Here is a 13,225-nt window from a genome sequence, read left to right as displayed (position 1 = left end):
GAAGCTAGCGGCGGGCCGCGGACACCGGACACCTACGAAGGTGGTCTAAACCTCGCGTTCGGGTGAACCCCGGCGGGGCCGAGAGATCGGAGCATCGCCTGGTGGACGGGCCTCGCCCACCAGCCAGGAAAGGTCCGACCTCTCCCTTGACCAGCCCTCCGCCGCGGTGTTGACTCAGGGCTTGAAAACGTTTCCAAGACTGTGGAGCGGGATCGATGGTGTTACGGCCCGAGGAGTTGCGGAGTCACCGGTGGTACGGCGGGGAGGGGCTGCGGTCGTTCAGTCATCGGGCGCGGACCCGGCAGCTGGGCATCGGGGCCGAGGAGCACCTTGGCAAGCCGGTCATCGGGGTGATCAACACCTGGAGTGAGCTGAACCCCTGCCACAGTCACCTGCGGGAACGGGCCGAGGCGGTCAAGCGCGGGGTGTGGCAGGCAGGCGGTTATCCGGTCGAGCTGCCAGCGGGCGCGCTGTGCGGGGAGACCTTCCAGAAGCCGACCGCGATGCTCTACCGCAACCTGCTCGCCATGGAGGTCGAGGAGCTGCTGCGCTCCTACCCGCTGGACGGGGCGGTGCTGCTCGGCGGATGCGACAAGACCACGCCCGCGTTGCTGATGGGCGCGTTCAGCGTCGACCTGCCGGTGATCTTCGTCCCGGCCGGGCCGATGCTGCGCGGGCACTGGCGCGGCGAGACGCTGGGCAGCGGCAGTGACATGTGGCGGTACTGGGACGACCGCAGGGCCGGGCTGATCGGCGAGGAGGAGCTGGCCGGGCTGGAGCAGGGGCTGGCCCGCTCGCCGGGGCACTGCATGACCATGGGCACCGCCTCCACCATGACCGCGGTGGCCGAGGTGCTGGGCCTGACCCTGCCGGGGGCCAGTTCCATCCCGGCGGTGGACTCCGGGCACGTGCGGATGGCCGCGGCCAGTGGGCGGCGGGCGGTGGAGCTGGTGTGGCAGCAGGTCACGCCTTCGTCCATTGTGGACAAGGCGGCCTACGAGGACGCGATCACCACCGTGCTGGCGCTGGGCGGGTCCACGAACTCGGTGATCCACCTGATCGCGATGGCCGGGCGCAGCGGGATCGCGCTGGGGCTGGACGAGTTCGACACCGCATCCCGCGGGGTGCCGGTGCTGGCCGACATCCGGCCGGCCGGGCGGTTCCTGATGGAGGACTTCTACTACGCGGGCGGGCTGCGGGCCCTGCTGGCCCAGCTCGGCGACCTGATCCACCGGGAGCGACGGACCGTGGGCGGCTGCACCCTGGAGGTCGCGCTGCGCGATGCCGAGGTGTACAACCCGGAGGTCATCCGCACCCAGCAGAATCCGGTGTTCGCCGAGGGCGGGCTGGCCGTGCTGCGCGGCAACCTGGCGCCGGACGGCGCGGTGATCAAGAGCATTGCCGCCGAGCCGGAGTTGTTGCGGCACACCGGTCCCGCGGTGGTCTTCGACGGATACGCGGACATGCAGCGGCGGATCAACGACGAATCGCTGGGGATCACCGAGCAGACCGTGCTGGTACTGCGCGGCGCCGGGCCCCAGGGCGGGCCGGGGATGCCCGAGCACGGCATGCTGCCGATCCCGGAACACCTGCTGCGCCAAGGGGTCCGGGACATGGTGCGGATCTCCGACGCGCGGATGAGCGGGACCAGCTACGGCACCTGCGTGCTGCACATCGCGCCGGAGAGCCACGTGGGCGGCCCGCTCGCGCTGGTGCGGGACGGCGACCTGATCAGCCTGGACGTGCCGGGCCGAACACTGGAACTCCTTGTCCCCCAGGAGGAACTGGATGGCAGGCGGGCTGCTTGGACTGCTCCGCCACCGGTATACGGGCGGGGCTACGGGCAGCTCTACGCACAGCACATCGGTCAGGCCGACACCGGCTGCGACTTCGACTTCCTGGCCCGCGACGGCGCGGTGCCCGACCCCGAGGCTGGGTGAGACAGGCATGGAACTTCGGCAGGCACTGCGGTCGGTCGTGGTCATCACGGTCACGCCGTTCGACGCCGAGGACCGGATCGACGAGAAGGCCTACGGCGCACTGGTGGCCAGGGTGGTCGAGGCCGGGGTCGGCGTGGTCACGCCGAACGGCAACACCAGTGAGTTCTACTCGCTCACACCGGCCGAACTGGACAGAGCGCTGGATCTGACCTTCGAGGCCGCCGGGGACGCGCTGGTGTTGCCTGGCATCGGTTTCGACGCCGCACGGGCCGCGGAGATGGCGGTGCGCGCGCACCGGGCCGGGGCACGGGCGGCCATGGTGCACCAGCCGGTGCACCCGTTCCTGTCCGTGCGCGGCTGGGTGGACTACCACCTGCGGATCGCCGCGGCCGCACCGGAACTCGGCCTGGTCGCCTACGTCCGCTCGCCCCAGGTGACCACGGCCGCGCTGGCCCAGCTCGCGCGGGAGTGCCCGAGCTTCATCGGGGTCAAGTACGCGGTGCCCGACCCACTGGCACTGGCCGACGCGGTGGCCGTGATCGGCCAGGACCGGCTGACCTGGTTGTGCGGCCTGGCCGAGAGCTGGGCGCCGTTCTTCGCCACCGCGGGCGCGCAGGGTTTCACCTCCGGCCTGGCCACCATCGCGCCCGAGCTGTCGATCGGCCTGCTGGACGCGCTGGAGTCCGGCGACCGGGCGCGGGCGATGTCCTTGTGGCACAAGGTGAAGCCCCTTGAGGACGCGCGGGCCCGGCTGGGCAGCGCGAACAACGTGTCGGTGGTCAAGGAGGCACTGGCCCAGCTCGGCCTGTGCGGACGGGCCGTGCGGCCGCCGATCGCCGAACTCACCGAGCCCGAACGGGCCGAGGTCAGCCGGATCCTGGCCACCTGGGACTAACCGGTAGCAGGCTCGTGTCCCCCGCCCGCGACCAGGGAGAGGCACGGGGGACACGAGCCCGGGAGGGATGTCACCGTTCGATCTCGTGCTGGTGCGGCATCGGGATCCGCGCCACGCACAGGACGCATGGCATCCCGGAGCTTGTCGGTTCGATCACTGCCAGCGGGGCCACATGTCCGCACAAGGCGGTGAGATCATCCGGCGGGGTCTCCGGGCGCAGTGTGGCCACCTGGAAACCGTGCACCTGCTTGTCTCGCCAGCTCCGCCACCAGGCCAGATCGTCATTGGCCGCCATCCGCACCACCGTCCCGCGGTGCGCAGTAGTGGCACACGACTTCTCCCCTCCGACACAACCGGCTGATCGGAGGGGTCCGACCGAGCGGCTGTCCCCGGTAACCTGCTTACCCATGGCAGTGGATCAACCACTGTCCGTACAACGTTAGGGAACCTGACGCGACAAGAGGACTGACCGGAAGTACGGGTTGGCTCCCATCGGTCGGTGCGTGGCGAGAGGGCGAGCACCGTGGCCGGACGAACGGGAAGACTGCGAACGGGTCAACGTTCTCCGCGCTGTGTCGGAATCGTCTCCGGCTATGTGCTGAAGCTGGCCAGGGAGTCCGTGCCGTTGAGCCAATCGGTGCTGGCCGAGCATCTCGGGGTTGACCTGACCACCGTGCAGGGATGGGAAAGCGGCCGCCGTCCGCTGACCGCGATCCGCACCGCCGACCTGATCCGATTACGCGCCAAACTCATCCGGTTGGGCGTGCCCCCCAAGGTGTTCGCCGCCCTGGAGGACGCGCTGGAGGCGGATCTGCTGATCGGGCACGCGGTGGAGGCAGGCGACCGCCCGGCCAGGGCGGTGGACCACCCGCTGGCCCAGTGCGTGCACCGGCGCAACCTGACCAACATGATCACCTGGCCGTTCACCGGCCTGACCCCGCCCAACCTGCGCGACCTTGACCGGCAGAGCCACCAGCGCCGCGGCCCGGTGCCGGACCGGCCCGCCCTCGGCTCCACCGAGACCAACCGGTTCTTCGACCACCTGCTGGTCACCGCGGACGCCGAGTCCGAACAGGAGGACGCCCTGCTCCGCCGCCAGGCCGTCTACCTGCTCGGCTTCGACGACCGGGGGGCCACCGCGGAGTGGCTGGGCACCGAACAACGCCGGGCGCTGCGCAGTGCGGGCCGCACCGACCACGTGCCGTCCTGGGTGGAGGTGCGCTCCTCGGCCATCGCACTGAGCCGCTACGGCGACCGGGACCCGTTACGCGCCTTCGTGCGCACCGCGCTGACCAACGAGGCGCAGGAGATCGCCAACCTCAACTACTGGGCGTACTGGGTTGGCGAGGTCGACGACGTGCAGACCGACGACGGCTTCATGACCGAACTGGGTGTGCGGTCCTGGACCGGCGAAGACCTGCTGCGCCACCTCCTCGTTCGCCTGCAACCAGGCAGCGACCACGCCGAACTGAACATCCACAGCCTCTGGTCCCTGGTGCTGGCCCGCCCGGCGCTGCTCAACGGCAGCCCCGGCCTGCGCAGGCTGGCCAGGGAACGGGTGGACGGGATGAGCGAGGACGCCGAACTGGCCAAGCAGGCCCACCGCGAACTGACCGGACTGGACTACGCCATCCGGCTGGCCGCTCGCTGAGTCAGCCGGTCCGGCCAAGGCACGTGACTGCCGAGGAGAGAGGTCAGCCAGTGAACGACAAGCACGACCGGGACGCGGCCGCGGTCGCCGAGTTCGCCTTCGAGCTGGGGGTGCTCAAGCGCACCCGCCGGGCTGGTTGGTGGCACATCGGCGTTCGCGACCCCGAATCGGTCGCCGAGCACAGCCTGCGGGTCGCCCAGCTCGCCACGATGCTCGCCGCCATGGAAGGCGCCGACCCCGCCCGCGCGGCGTTACTCGCGCTCTGGCACGACTCCCAGGAGACCAGGATCGGCGACCTCACCCACACCGCCCGCGACTACCTGCAGTCCGCCTCCAACGAGCAGATCACCGCGGACCAGACCGCGGCGCTGCCGGACACCGCGCGCAAGACGGTGCAGGAGGTGGTCAACGAGTACGAGGCGGCTGGCACCGCCGAGGCGCACTGCGCCAAGGACGCGGACAAGCTGGAATGCCTGTTCCAGGCGGTGGAGTACCGGGAAAGCGGCTACCGAGGGGTGCAGGGCTGGATCGACTCCTCCCGCCAGTCGCTGCGCACCGACGCGGCCCGGCGGGTCGCCGAGGCCGCGCTGAGCGTGTCCACCCTGGCCTGGCGCGGACGCTGAGCACCAGGACGCCCCCGGCCGCGAACGGGCCGGGGGCGTCGGACTCACCTGCGGCTCAACGCCTCGGTGAGTTTGCTGCGCGCCCCCACCCGCAGCACGGTGTTGGCATAGACCCGGCCGCCCAGCCACAGCAGCAGCCCGATCGCCGGCAGCATCAGCCCGGCGGCCAGCAGCTGCTGCCACAGCGGGGCCGCGCCCAGCGCCGCGCGGATCGGCATCAGCATCGGCGCGAACGGCGGCAGCAGCGAGACCCACTCGACGAGCTGGTCGTTCGGGTTGCGCAGCAACAGCGGCAGCCCACCGGCCATCGGGATGACGATCAGCATCATCACCGGCATGATCACCGACTGCATGTCCTCCTGGCGGGAGACCAGCGCGCCGGTGGCGGCGAACAGCGTGGCGTAGAGGGTGAACCCGAGCAGGTACCAGCCGATCAGCGCGGTGATCGTGCCCACCGTGCCACTGGGCAGCGACACCGACCCGGTGGCGGTGGCCGCGACCAGTCCGGCCCCGGTGACCAGCGCGAGCTGGGCCAGGCCGACCAGACCGATGCCGATCACCTTGCCCGCCAGCAGCTGCCACGGCCGGACCGCGGCCAGCAGCAGCTCGACCACCCGGCTGCTCTTCTCCTCCACCACGCCCTGGGCCACCGTGATCCCGTAGCCGAGCAGGGCGAAGTACAGCAGCATCGCGGTGGCGAAGGCCAGCGCCAGCCGGGACCCGCGATCCGGATCGGCCGGGGTCAGCGCCCGCACCTGGGCCGGTTCCGGCGCCCGCCCGGCCTGGTCCAGCACCGACTTGACCGCGAGCACGTCCAGTGCCCCGCGCAGCTCGCTGTCGGTGTCCTTGTCCACGATCGCGCGCACCCCTGGACCGCTGTCCAGGAACACATCCACCTCGCCCGCGCGGACCAGGCGCTCGCCCTCGGCGGCGTCGGCCACCGTGCGCAGCGCCAGCTTCCCGCCGGTGGCCTGTAGTTGTGCCTGCAACGCCGCGCCGGCCTGCGTGCTCCGCGCGGTGACCGCCGCGGTGCGCTCGGTGCCGCCGCCGAGCGCGGCGAAGCCGACCAGGGCGCCGACGATGGCCAGCATCAGCAGGGTGCCGAGCACGAAGGACTTGCCGCGCATCCGGGTGGCGATCTCGCGACTGGCCACCAGCCAGGCGCCGCGGGCCGGTCCGAGCTGGGTGTTCACGCGCTCGCCTCCTCGGTGACGATGTGCCGGTAGGTCTCGGTCAGGCTCGGCTGGTGACGGCCGAAGCCCCGCACCGGCCCGGTGCGCAGGGCAGCCCGCAGCACCACCTGGTCGTCCACGCCCTCGGCCAGTTCCAGCACGGTCTGACCGTCCACTGTGGACACAATGCGGACACCGGGAATGCGTTCCGCCCAACCGGGATCGGCCGAGGGCGCGTCCACCACCAGCCGGGCCGAACCGGCCCGCTGCAGCTCGGAGACGGTGCCGCAGGCCACCATCCGGCCCTGCCGCACGATGCCCACCCGGTCGCACAGCCGCTCCACCAGGTCGAGCTGGTGGCTGGAGAACAGCACCGGCACCCCTCGGGCGCACTGCTCGCGCAGCACCTCGCTGAGCACGTCCACCGCCACCGGGTCCAGCCCGGAGAACGGCTCGTCCAGCACCAGCAGCATCGGCCGGTAGACCAGCGCCGCGGCCAGCTGCACCCGCTGCTGGTTGCCAAGGCTGAGCTTCTGCACCTCATCGTCGCGGCGCTCGGCCACGCCCAGCCGCTCCAGCCACTGCTCGACCTCCCGCCGGGCGGCCTTCGGGCCGAACCCGTGCAGCCGGGCCAGGTAGGTGAGCTGCTCGCCGACCTTCATCTTCGGGTAGAGCCCGCGTTCCTCCGGCATGTAGCCGATCCGGCGGCGGCCGGCGAAGTCCAGCGGCGCCCCGTCCCAGCGCACCTGTCCGGAGTCGGCGGCCAGCACACCCAGCACGATCCGCATGGTCGTGGTCTTGCCGGCGCCGTTGCCGCCGACGAAGCCGAACAGCTCACCGGGCCGCACCAGGAAGCTCATCCCGTCCAGCGCGCGCAGCTCCCCGTAGCGCTTGCCGAGCCGGTCCACCTCCAGGCCGGGTCCCGCCCCCACCGTTGCTGATGTGTTCATGTGGCGAAGTGTTGTAAAAACCCAACAGCTTGTCAAGTTGTCCAACCAGCCGGTTGTGCCAGACTTACCCGGTGAGCCCAGTGCGACGGGGCAAGGACCTGCCGATCCACAACCGGCTCCCGGTGCTGCGCGCCGAACGGGGTCTGTCCAGGGTCGCGCTGGCCGAGGCGGTGGAGGTCAACCCGCAGACCATCGGCGCGCTGGAACGCGGCGACCACTACCCGAGCCTGGATCTGGCCTTCCGGATCTGCGAGGTCTTCGGGCTGCCGGTGGAGGCGGTGTTCAGCCGGGAACCGTTCACCCCGCTGTCCCAGCAGGTCTACCGAGGGGGGCAGGGATGAGCCTGCGCGAGCGGTACACGGAGTACGAGCGGCGGCGGACGGCGAAGTTCAGCCGTCGGCTGCCCAGCTGGCGCACCCGGCGGCACCGGCGGCGGCTGACCGTGACCTGGGCGCTGTTCCCGGTCTTCCTGGTCGTGGTGCTGCTGACGGACCTGCGCGGCACCGGCTGGTTCCTGCCACTGTGGCTGGCCCTGTACGCGGGCTGGATCCTGGTGTGGGGCCTGCTCCGGGTGCTGACCGCGGCCCTCACCGAGACCCTGTCGCCCTCCCTGGACGAGCGCCAGCGCGAACTGCGCGACCGCGCGATCTTCCTCGGCTACCAGTTCGGCCTGCTGACCCTGCTCCCGCTACTGGCCTACCTGCTGCTCAACCAGCGCAGTCCGGATCTGGGCATCAACGCGAGCATCCTGCTGGCGATCGCCTTCGTGGTACTGGCGGCGGCGCCAACGGCCCTGCTGGCCTGGGTGCTGCCGGACGATGATCCAGAGGACTTTCAGGACCAGTAGGGCTCGGCCCGTTGTGCCGCCGCGGCGATCGCGGTGCCGTCGACCTTGGCGGTGGTGTTGATCCCGGCGCTGGCCCACTCGATCCGCAGCTCGAACTCGGTGTCGGGCAAGGGATGCAGCCAGAGCTGGAAGTGCGAGTCCACCCGCCCGCTGTCCGCGGTGCCACCGTCCGGGCTGCACACCAGCAGGGGTCCGGCCGGCTGGTCCTCCGGCGCCTGGCCGACCGCGGCGATCTCGGTGCCGTCGGCGAGGCGGATGCTGAAGTGCGGGGCGGATTCGGTGGAGGGATCCCGGTTCCAGCGCCTGCGGTGCGCGCCGAAGAGCCCGTCGTGCAACTCCCACCAGGCATCCTCGGCCAGCCCGTCCCGCCGGGCGGCGACCCTGGCCTCCACCTGGCAGCCATTGGGGTAGGCCCGTGCGCCGACGACGAGCACCACCGCGTTGTCCGTCCTGGTCACCACGGCTTCCAGCGGCACCAGCACACCGGGCACGTCCTCCGGCGGCCCCAGCCACACCGCACGCGCGGCTCGCGGCGGCTCAGCGGCTGGCGCGGGAACAACATCCGGCTCATCGTCGAAAAAGCCCATGGCGCCCAACCCTAGCCGCCCGTACGACAACGGCCAACGTGCCGTACGACAACGGCCAACACGCGCGGGAGGGGTTCAAAGCTCCCGGCGTGTTGGCCGTTGTCGTACGTCGGTTTGGCCGTTGTCGTACGGGTCAGGGGCCGGTGGGGAACAGGACCTTGGCGCTGCCGCCGCCGCGGCGGACCGGCTCGGCCACCGCCTGGATCCTGCCGTGGCCCAGGAACTCCAGCGCCGCCACGGTGCCGATCTCCGGGTTCGGGGTGAAGGTGGTCGAGGGCAGCTCGAACTGTTGGCCGTACGCCTCCAGTTCAGCCCGCTTGGGTGAGTTGAAGAAGGCCGGTTCGGCCTCGGTCTTGGCCCGGTTGCGCTGGGACAACCGGGGCGCGGCCACGGCCTGCGGCAGGGTCATGCCCAGGTCGATCCGGTTGAACAGGGTCTGCAGGACCGTGGTGATGATGGTCGAACCACCCGGGGATCCCAGGGCCAGCAACGGTTTGCCGTCCTTGAGCACGATCGTGGGCGACATGCTGCTGCGCGGGCGCTTGCCGCCCTCGGGGGCGTTGGCCGGCCACGGCTGACCGGCGGCGGGCGGGGCGAAGTCGAAGTCGGTCAGCTCGTTGTTGAGCAGGAAACCCCGGTGCGGCACGGTGATCGCGCTGCCGCCGGTCTGCTCGATGGTCAGCGTGTAGGCCACCACGTTGCCCCAGGCGTCCGCCGTGCTCAGGTGGGTGGTGGAGGTGCCCTCGTAGCGGTCAGGGCCGGGGGCGGTGGTCTTGCAGCCGCCGGGCTTGAGCGGGTCGCCGGCGGGGGCGGGGTGCGGCATGGCCTTCTTCGGGTCGATCAGGCAGGCCCGGTCCTTGGCGAAGCTGTCCGACATCAACTGGCGCAACGGAACGTCCACGAAGGCCGGGTCGCCGATCCACTTGTTCCGGTCCGCGTAGGCCAGCCTGCTGGCCTCCAGGTAGGTGTGCGTGGCGCCGTTGACATCCTTGCGGGACAACGGGAATCGCTCCATGATGTTGAGCGCCTCGCCGACCGTGGAGCCACCGGAGGACGGCGGGGCCATGCTGTACACGTCCAGCCCGCGGTACCCGATCTTCGTCGGCGCCCGGTCCTCCACCCGGTACCCGGCCAGGTCACCGGTCTCCATCAGGCCAGGCCGGACCTTGATCGTGGCGCCGGCGGCCACCGGCGGCTGGTTCACCGTGTGCACGATCTCGCGACCGAGTTCACCTCGATACAGCCAGTCCAGGCCACGCTGCCCCAGGCCCTCGTAGGTCTGGGCCAGGTCGGGGTTGCGGAAGGTGCTGCCCACCTCCGGCAGCTTGCCGCCGGGCAGGAACAGCTTCGCGGTGGGCGCGATGGCGCGGAAGCGGGCCTCGTTCTGCCAGGTGTGGTCGCGGTACTCCTTGTCGACGGTGAACCCGTCGCGGGCCAGCCTGATCGCCGGGCGCAGGTTCTCCGCCAGGTCCTTGCGGCCCCACTTGTCCAGGGCGCGCTGCCAGGTCTGCGGGGTGCCGGGGACGCCGACGGACAGGCCGGAGGTGACCGCCTCCTCGAACGGGATGGCCTTGCCGTCCTCGACGAAGGAGTCCCGCTTCATCCGCTTCGGCGCGGTCTCCCGGCCGTCGATGGTGTGCACCCTGCCGGTGCGCGCCTCGTAGTAGACGAAGAACCCGCCGCCGCCGATCCCGGCGGAGAACGGTTCGGTCACGCCCAGCGCCGCGGCCGCGGCCACCGCCGCGTCAACGGCGTTGCCACCCCGGCGCAGTGCCTCGATACCGGCCTTGGTGGCGTCCTCATCCACCGTGGACACCGCGCCGCCGTAGCCGGTCTGACTTGGCCTCTTACCGCTCTGACCAGCCTCGACCGCACCTGCGGCCGGGCCGCTGGTCAGGGTCACCGCCGCGGTGGCACACAGCACCACCGCCGCGCGCAAGGGTCGTGAGGTCCGCACGTCGCCGCCTTCCGCCGGGTTCGTTACCCGGGCAAACTAACGGCTCAGGACCCTGCGCACCAGGCGCAAACCCTGCCTTGCCCCCATGTTCGGCAGATATGCCCGGCCGATCGCGTTGGCGATGCGCGGCAGCGCGGCCGGGTCGGGGTAGGCCATGTACATCGGCTGATAGGTCGGCTGGAACTTGGCCTTGAAGGCGAACAGCGAGCGGAACCCGTACACCGGCTCCAGCGCCCGACCGGCGAAGTCGAGCAGTCGTTGCAGCGCGCCGGGCTGCTGACCGCGGTCCAGCCGGGCCAGTGGGGCGCCGGAGAGGCTGAGGAACTCCGCGCCCTCCTCCTTGAAGCTGAGCGCGGCCGAGGCGATCAGGAACTCCATCACGCCGCGGAAGCCGGTGGCCCGCCTGCGCATGAAGTCCAGCGTCCAGCCGACCACCTGCCCGTCCCGGTGCACCGGCAGCCAGCTGGTGATGCCGTGCACGGTCCGGTCGGCGTCCAGCGCGACCAGGCAGCGGACCTCGTTGTCGTTCAGCTCGTCCAGTCCGCCCAGGGTGAAGCCCATCTCGGGCAGGCCCTTGTCCGCCACCCACTCCTCGGAGATGGACCGGACCTGGTCGGTGATGGCCAGCGGCGCCTTCGGGTAGCTCCACCACTCCGCGGTGATCCCGGCCTTGCCCGCCTTGTTCAGCGCGGTGCGCACGTCCTGCCACTTCTTGCCGGTGAAGGCCAGTTCGGGCAGTGGCACCAGGGTGTCCTCGGCGACCTGCACCGCGCTCCAGCCGAACGCCTTGGTCTCGTCCTTGACCGCCTCGGTGACGCTGTAGAAGCAGGGCGTCCAGCCGTTGCGCGCACAGAAGTCGGCGAATCCGCGCACCGCCTCGATCCGCGCCGCCGGTTCGCCGACCGGGTCGCCGGTGGTGATCGCGATGGTGGCCACCACCCGGTAGGCGACCACGGCCCGCTCGTCCGGGGTGAACCAGTAGTTGTTGCCGCGCCAGGTGGTCATGTGCGCCAGGTTCGAGCCGCCGAACTTCTCCACCAGGTCCCTGGCCCGCGCGGCCGCGGTCTCGTCGGTGGGTGGCGCGGCCCGCCAGAAGGTGACCAGCAGCGCGCCCAGCACCAGCAGCCAGAACACCACACCCAGGTACTCGCACAGCAGCTCGGCCATGCCGCCGGTGGCGATGAACCGCACCGGGAACAGGTCCAGGTAGCCCGGTGGCAGGAAGCGCGATGGCGCGTCCGCGATGAGCTGGCCGAAGCCGGGCTGCGGGTCGAACTGGTCCCGCCAGGCGTACCCGCCGAGCACGTACACCACGCCCAGCGTCACGAACGCGCCCAGCACGAAGGCGACCAGCCGCCGCCTGGACCTCCTCGGCCCGGCCACGATGAACTGCCTGCGGGTGACGAACAGCCCGGTCAGCATGGCCACCGACAGCAGCACCGGCATCGCCGAGTCGAACACCAGCTGGCCCTTGGTGTGCGGCGAGATGTCGCCGAACTCCTCGGTCGGGGTCAGCATCAGGTCCGCGACGGACTGCACGAACCAGACCAGCAGCGCCAGGTTGGCCACCGCGGCCGCCCACCAGGCCAGCTTCCGGCCCCGCCGCAGCCCCTCGGCCAGCACCAGCAGGAACAACGCGGGCAGCACGGACATGATCGCACTGGGCAGGCCGTCGAAATTGGCCCTGGCCTTGAGTTCCCGGCACCGTTCGGCGAAGTCCGGTTCCGCGCAGATGGCCTCGATCTGCTCGGGGCTGGGCACCGGCGAGGTCAGCACATCGCCGAGCGCGATCAGCGGACCGGCGGTGTAGGGGGTGAGCAGCATGAACACCGGTCCCAGCGCGCAGGCCGCGAGCAGCAGCGCGACCAGCACCCTGGTCTCCGAGCGGGACGGCGCGCCCACGGTCTTGCTGGAGCGGCCGAGCATGGCCAGCCCGGCGAGCATGCCGACCAGCCCGCCACAGAGCCGCACCACGTCCTGGGAGTAGCCGGAGAACAGCGCCAGCGTCACCAGCGCCACGATCAGCACCAGCCGCAACCGCCTGCGCCACAACGCGGGCAGCCGTGAGCTGAGCGCGAGGCCGAGGCCGACCGCGCCGGTGGACGGGCTCAGCGCCAGCTCGATCGGATCGTCCAGGAAGTTCAGCCACAGCCAGCCGGCCACCGAGCCGAGTTTGATCATGCCGATGCCCAGCAGGGTGCCGCCGACCTGGCTGATCAGGAACAGCACCGCGGTCCGGCCGGGGCCGAGCAACCGCTCCCCCGCCGCGCCGAAGCCCAGCAGCAGCACCGAGGTGGCCAGGTAGCCGACCAGGTCAAGGCACCACAGCGCACTGCTCAGCGGCGCCCACCAGTGCCCGTCGGCCAGCGAGGAGGTGCCGATGCCGACCTGCGGCAGCAGCTCGCCCTGGGGCCCGTCCAGCAGGCTGCCGGTCAGCGCGCCCACGGTCCACAGCGCGACCAGGAACACCAGCGTCAGCGGGGCGTGCGCGAGCAGGCCGAGCAGCCTGCGCAGTGCGGCGATCCCCTGGTGCACCAGCCTGATCGGAGCAGGCCGGTGCGGTGCGGAGGGAGGCTCGACCTGACTGTCCTCAGTGGACACTT

12 protein-coding genes are annotated in these 13,225 nt (G+C 71.1%); 6 read left to right on the top strand and 6 right to left on the bottom strand.

Going from position 1 to position 13,225, the window contains the following annotated elements; translation table 11 throughout:
- The first annotated feature begins 215 nt into the window (after nt 1–215).
- Both araD and HNR67_RS10815 read left to right on the top strand, forming a co-directional pair.
- Complete coding sequence (araD, locus tag HNR67_RS10820; protein WP_221489841.1) at nt 216–1,940, top strand: L-arabinonate dehydratase; 1,725 nt, start codon at nt 216–218, stop codon at nt 1,938–1,940.
- A 7-nt stretch (nt 1,941–1,947) separates the two neighbouring features.
- Entirely contained in the window at nt 1,948–2,835 is an 888-nt protein-coding gene (locus tag HNR67_RS10815; protein WP_185001907.1) for a dihydrodipicolinate synthase family protein, read from the top strand.
- 70 nt (nt 2,836–2,905) lie between these two features.
- Here the strand turns inward: HNR67_RS10815 and HNR67_RS10810 are convergent, their stop codons facing one another.
- The gene (locus tag HNR67_RS10810; RefSeq protein ID WP_185001906.1) at nt 2,906–3,130 is read right to left on the bottom strand and encodes a hypothetical protein; all 225 of its coding nucleotides are present in this window, start codon (nt 3,128–3,130) and stop codon (nt 2,906–2,908) included.
- A gap of 324 nt (nt 3,131–3,454) precedes the next feature.
- Here HNR67_RS10810 and HNR67_RS10805 point away from each other — a divergent pair, with 324 nt between their 5' ends.
- Nucleotides 3,455–4,486 (top strand): helix-turn-helix domain-containing protein, encoded by a 1,032-nt coding sequence (locus HNR67_RS10805; protein ID WP_185001905.1) that lies wholly within the window; start codon nt 3,455–3,457, stop codon nt 4,484–4,486.
- Between the two features lie 50 nt (nt 4,487–4,536).
- The gene (locus tag HNR67_RS10800; RefSeq protein WP_185001904.1) at nt 4,537–5,109 is read left to right on the top strand and encodes an HD domain-containing protein; all 573 of its coding nucleotides are present in this window, start codon (nt 4,537–4,539) and stop codon (nt 5,107–5,109) included.
- Between the two features lie 44 nt (nt 5,110–5,153).
- Here the strand turns inward: HNR67_RS10800 and HNR67_RS10795 are convergent, their stop codons facing one another.
- The gene (locus HNR67_RS10795) at nt 5,154–6,302 is read right to left on the bottom strand and encodes an ABC transporter permease (protein ID WP_185001903.1); all 1,149 of its coding nucleotides are present in this window, start codon (nt 6,300–6,302) and stop codon (nt 5,154–5,156) included.
- Nucleotides 6,299–7,231, bottom strand: coding sequence for an ABC transporter ATP-binding protein (locus HNR67_RS10790; protein WP_185001902.1), 933 nt, complete (start codon nt 7,229–7,231; stop codon nt 6,299–6,301). Before HNR67_RS10790 ends, HNR67_RS10795 begins: the two co-directional genes overlap by 4 nt.
- 71 nt (nt 7,232–7,302) lie before the next feature.
- Between HNR67_RS10790 and HNR67_RS10785 the strand changes: the two genes are divergently transcribed.
- Complete coding sequence (locus HNR67_RS10785) at nt 7,303–7,572, top strand: helix-turn-helix transcriptional regulator (protein WP_185001901.1); 270 nt, start codon at nt 7,303–7,305, stop codon at nt 7,570–7,572.
- Nucleotides 7,569–8,078, top strand: a complete 510-nt coding sequence (locus HNR67_RS10780; protein ID WP_185001900.1) for a hypothetical protein — start codon at nt 7,569–7,571, stop codon at nt 8,076–8,078. The genes HNR67_RS10785 and HNR67_RS10780 overlap by 4 nt, the downstream gene beginning before the upstream one ends.
- Here the strand turns inward: HNR67_RS10780 and HNR67_RS10775 are convergent.
- The 3 genes from HNR67_RS10775 to HNR67_RS46180 all read right to left on the bottom strand — a co-directional run bounded on the left by HNR67_RS10775 (nt 8,066) and on the right by HNR67_RS46180 (nt 13,223).
- Nucleotides 8,066–8,665 carry a hypothetical protein gene (locus HNR67_RS10775; RefSeq protein ID WP_185001899.1) on the bottom strand — a complete coding sequence of 200 codons (600 nt, stop codon included), beginning with the start codon at nt 8,663–8,665 and terminating at the stop codon, nt 8,066–8,068. The two genes, HNR67_RS10780 and HNR67_RS10775, sit on opposite strands and share 13 nt — an antisense overlap.
- 133 nt (nt 8,666–8,798) lie before the next feature.
- Nucleotides 8,799–10,622 carry a gamma-glutamyltransferase gene (ggt, locus tag HNR67_RS10770; protein ID WP_312986961.1) on the bottom strand — a complete coding sequence of 608 codons (1,824 nt, stop codon included), beginning with the start codon at nt 10,620–10,622 and terminating at the stop codon, nt 8,799–8,801.
- A 36-nt stretch (nt 10,623–10,658) separates the two neighbouring features.
- Nucleotides 10,659–13,223, bottom strand: a complete 2,565-nt coding sequence (locus tag HNR67_RS46180; protein WP_185001898.1) for a bifunctional lysylphosphatidylglycerol flippase/synthetase MprF — start codon at nt 13,221–13,223, stop codon at nt 10,659–10,661.
- Nucleotides 13,224–13,225 lie beyond the last annotated feature (2 nt).

It is taken from the genome of Crossiella cryophila (genome assembly GCF_014204915.1).
GTDB classification, from domain to species: domain Bacteria; phylum Actinomycetota; class Actinomycetes; order Mycobacteriales; family Pseudonocardiaceae; genus Crossiella; species Crossiella cryophila.
The sequence above is the reverse complement of the archived record's forward strand: the minus strand, read 5'-3'. Positions and strand labels throughout refer to the sequence as shown.

What these genes read in the sequence shown, in the direction of transcription:
- araD (WP_221489841.1), top strand. Translation starts at nt 216, where the DNA reads ATGGTGTTACGGCCCGAGGAGTTGCGGAGTCACCGGTGGTACGGCGGG.
- HNR67_RS10815 (WP_185001907.1), top strand. Translation starts at nt 1,948, where the DNA reads ATGGAACTTCGGCAGGCACTGCGGTCGGTCGTGGTCATCACGGTCACG.
- HNR67_RS10810 (WP_185001906.1), bottom strand. Translation starts at nt 3,130, where the DNA reads ATGGCGGCCAATGACGATCTGGCCTGGTGGCGGAGCTGGCGAGACAAG.
- HNR67_RS10790 (WP_185001902.1), bottom strand. Translation starts at nt 7,231, where the DNA reads ATGAACACATCAGCAACGGTGGGGGCGGGACCCGGCCTGGAGGTGGAC.
- HNR67_RS10780 (WP_185001900.1), top strand. Translation starts at nt 7,569, where the DNA reads ATGAGCCTGCGCGAGCGGTACACGGAGTACGAGCGGCGGCGGACGGCG.
- HNR67_RS10775 (WP_185001899.1), bottom strand. Translation starts at nt 8,665, where the DNA reads ATGGGCTTTTTCGACGATGAGCCGGATGTTGTTCCCGCGCCAGCCGCT.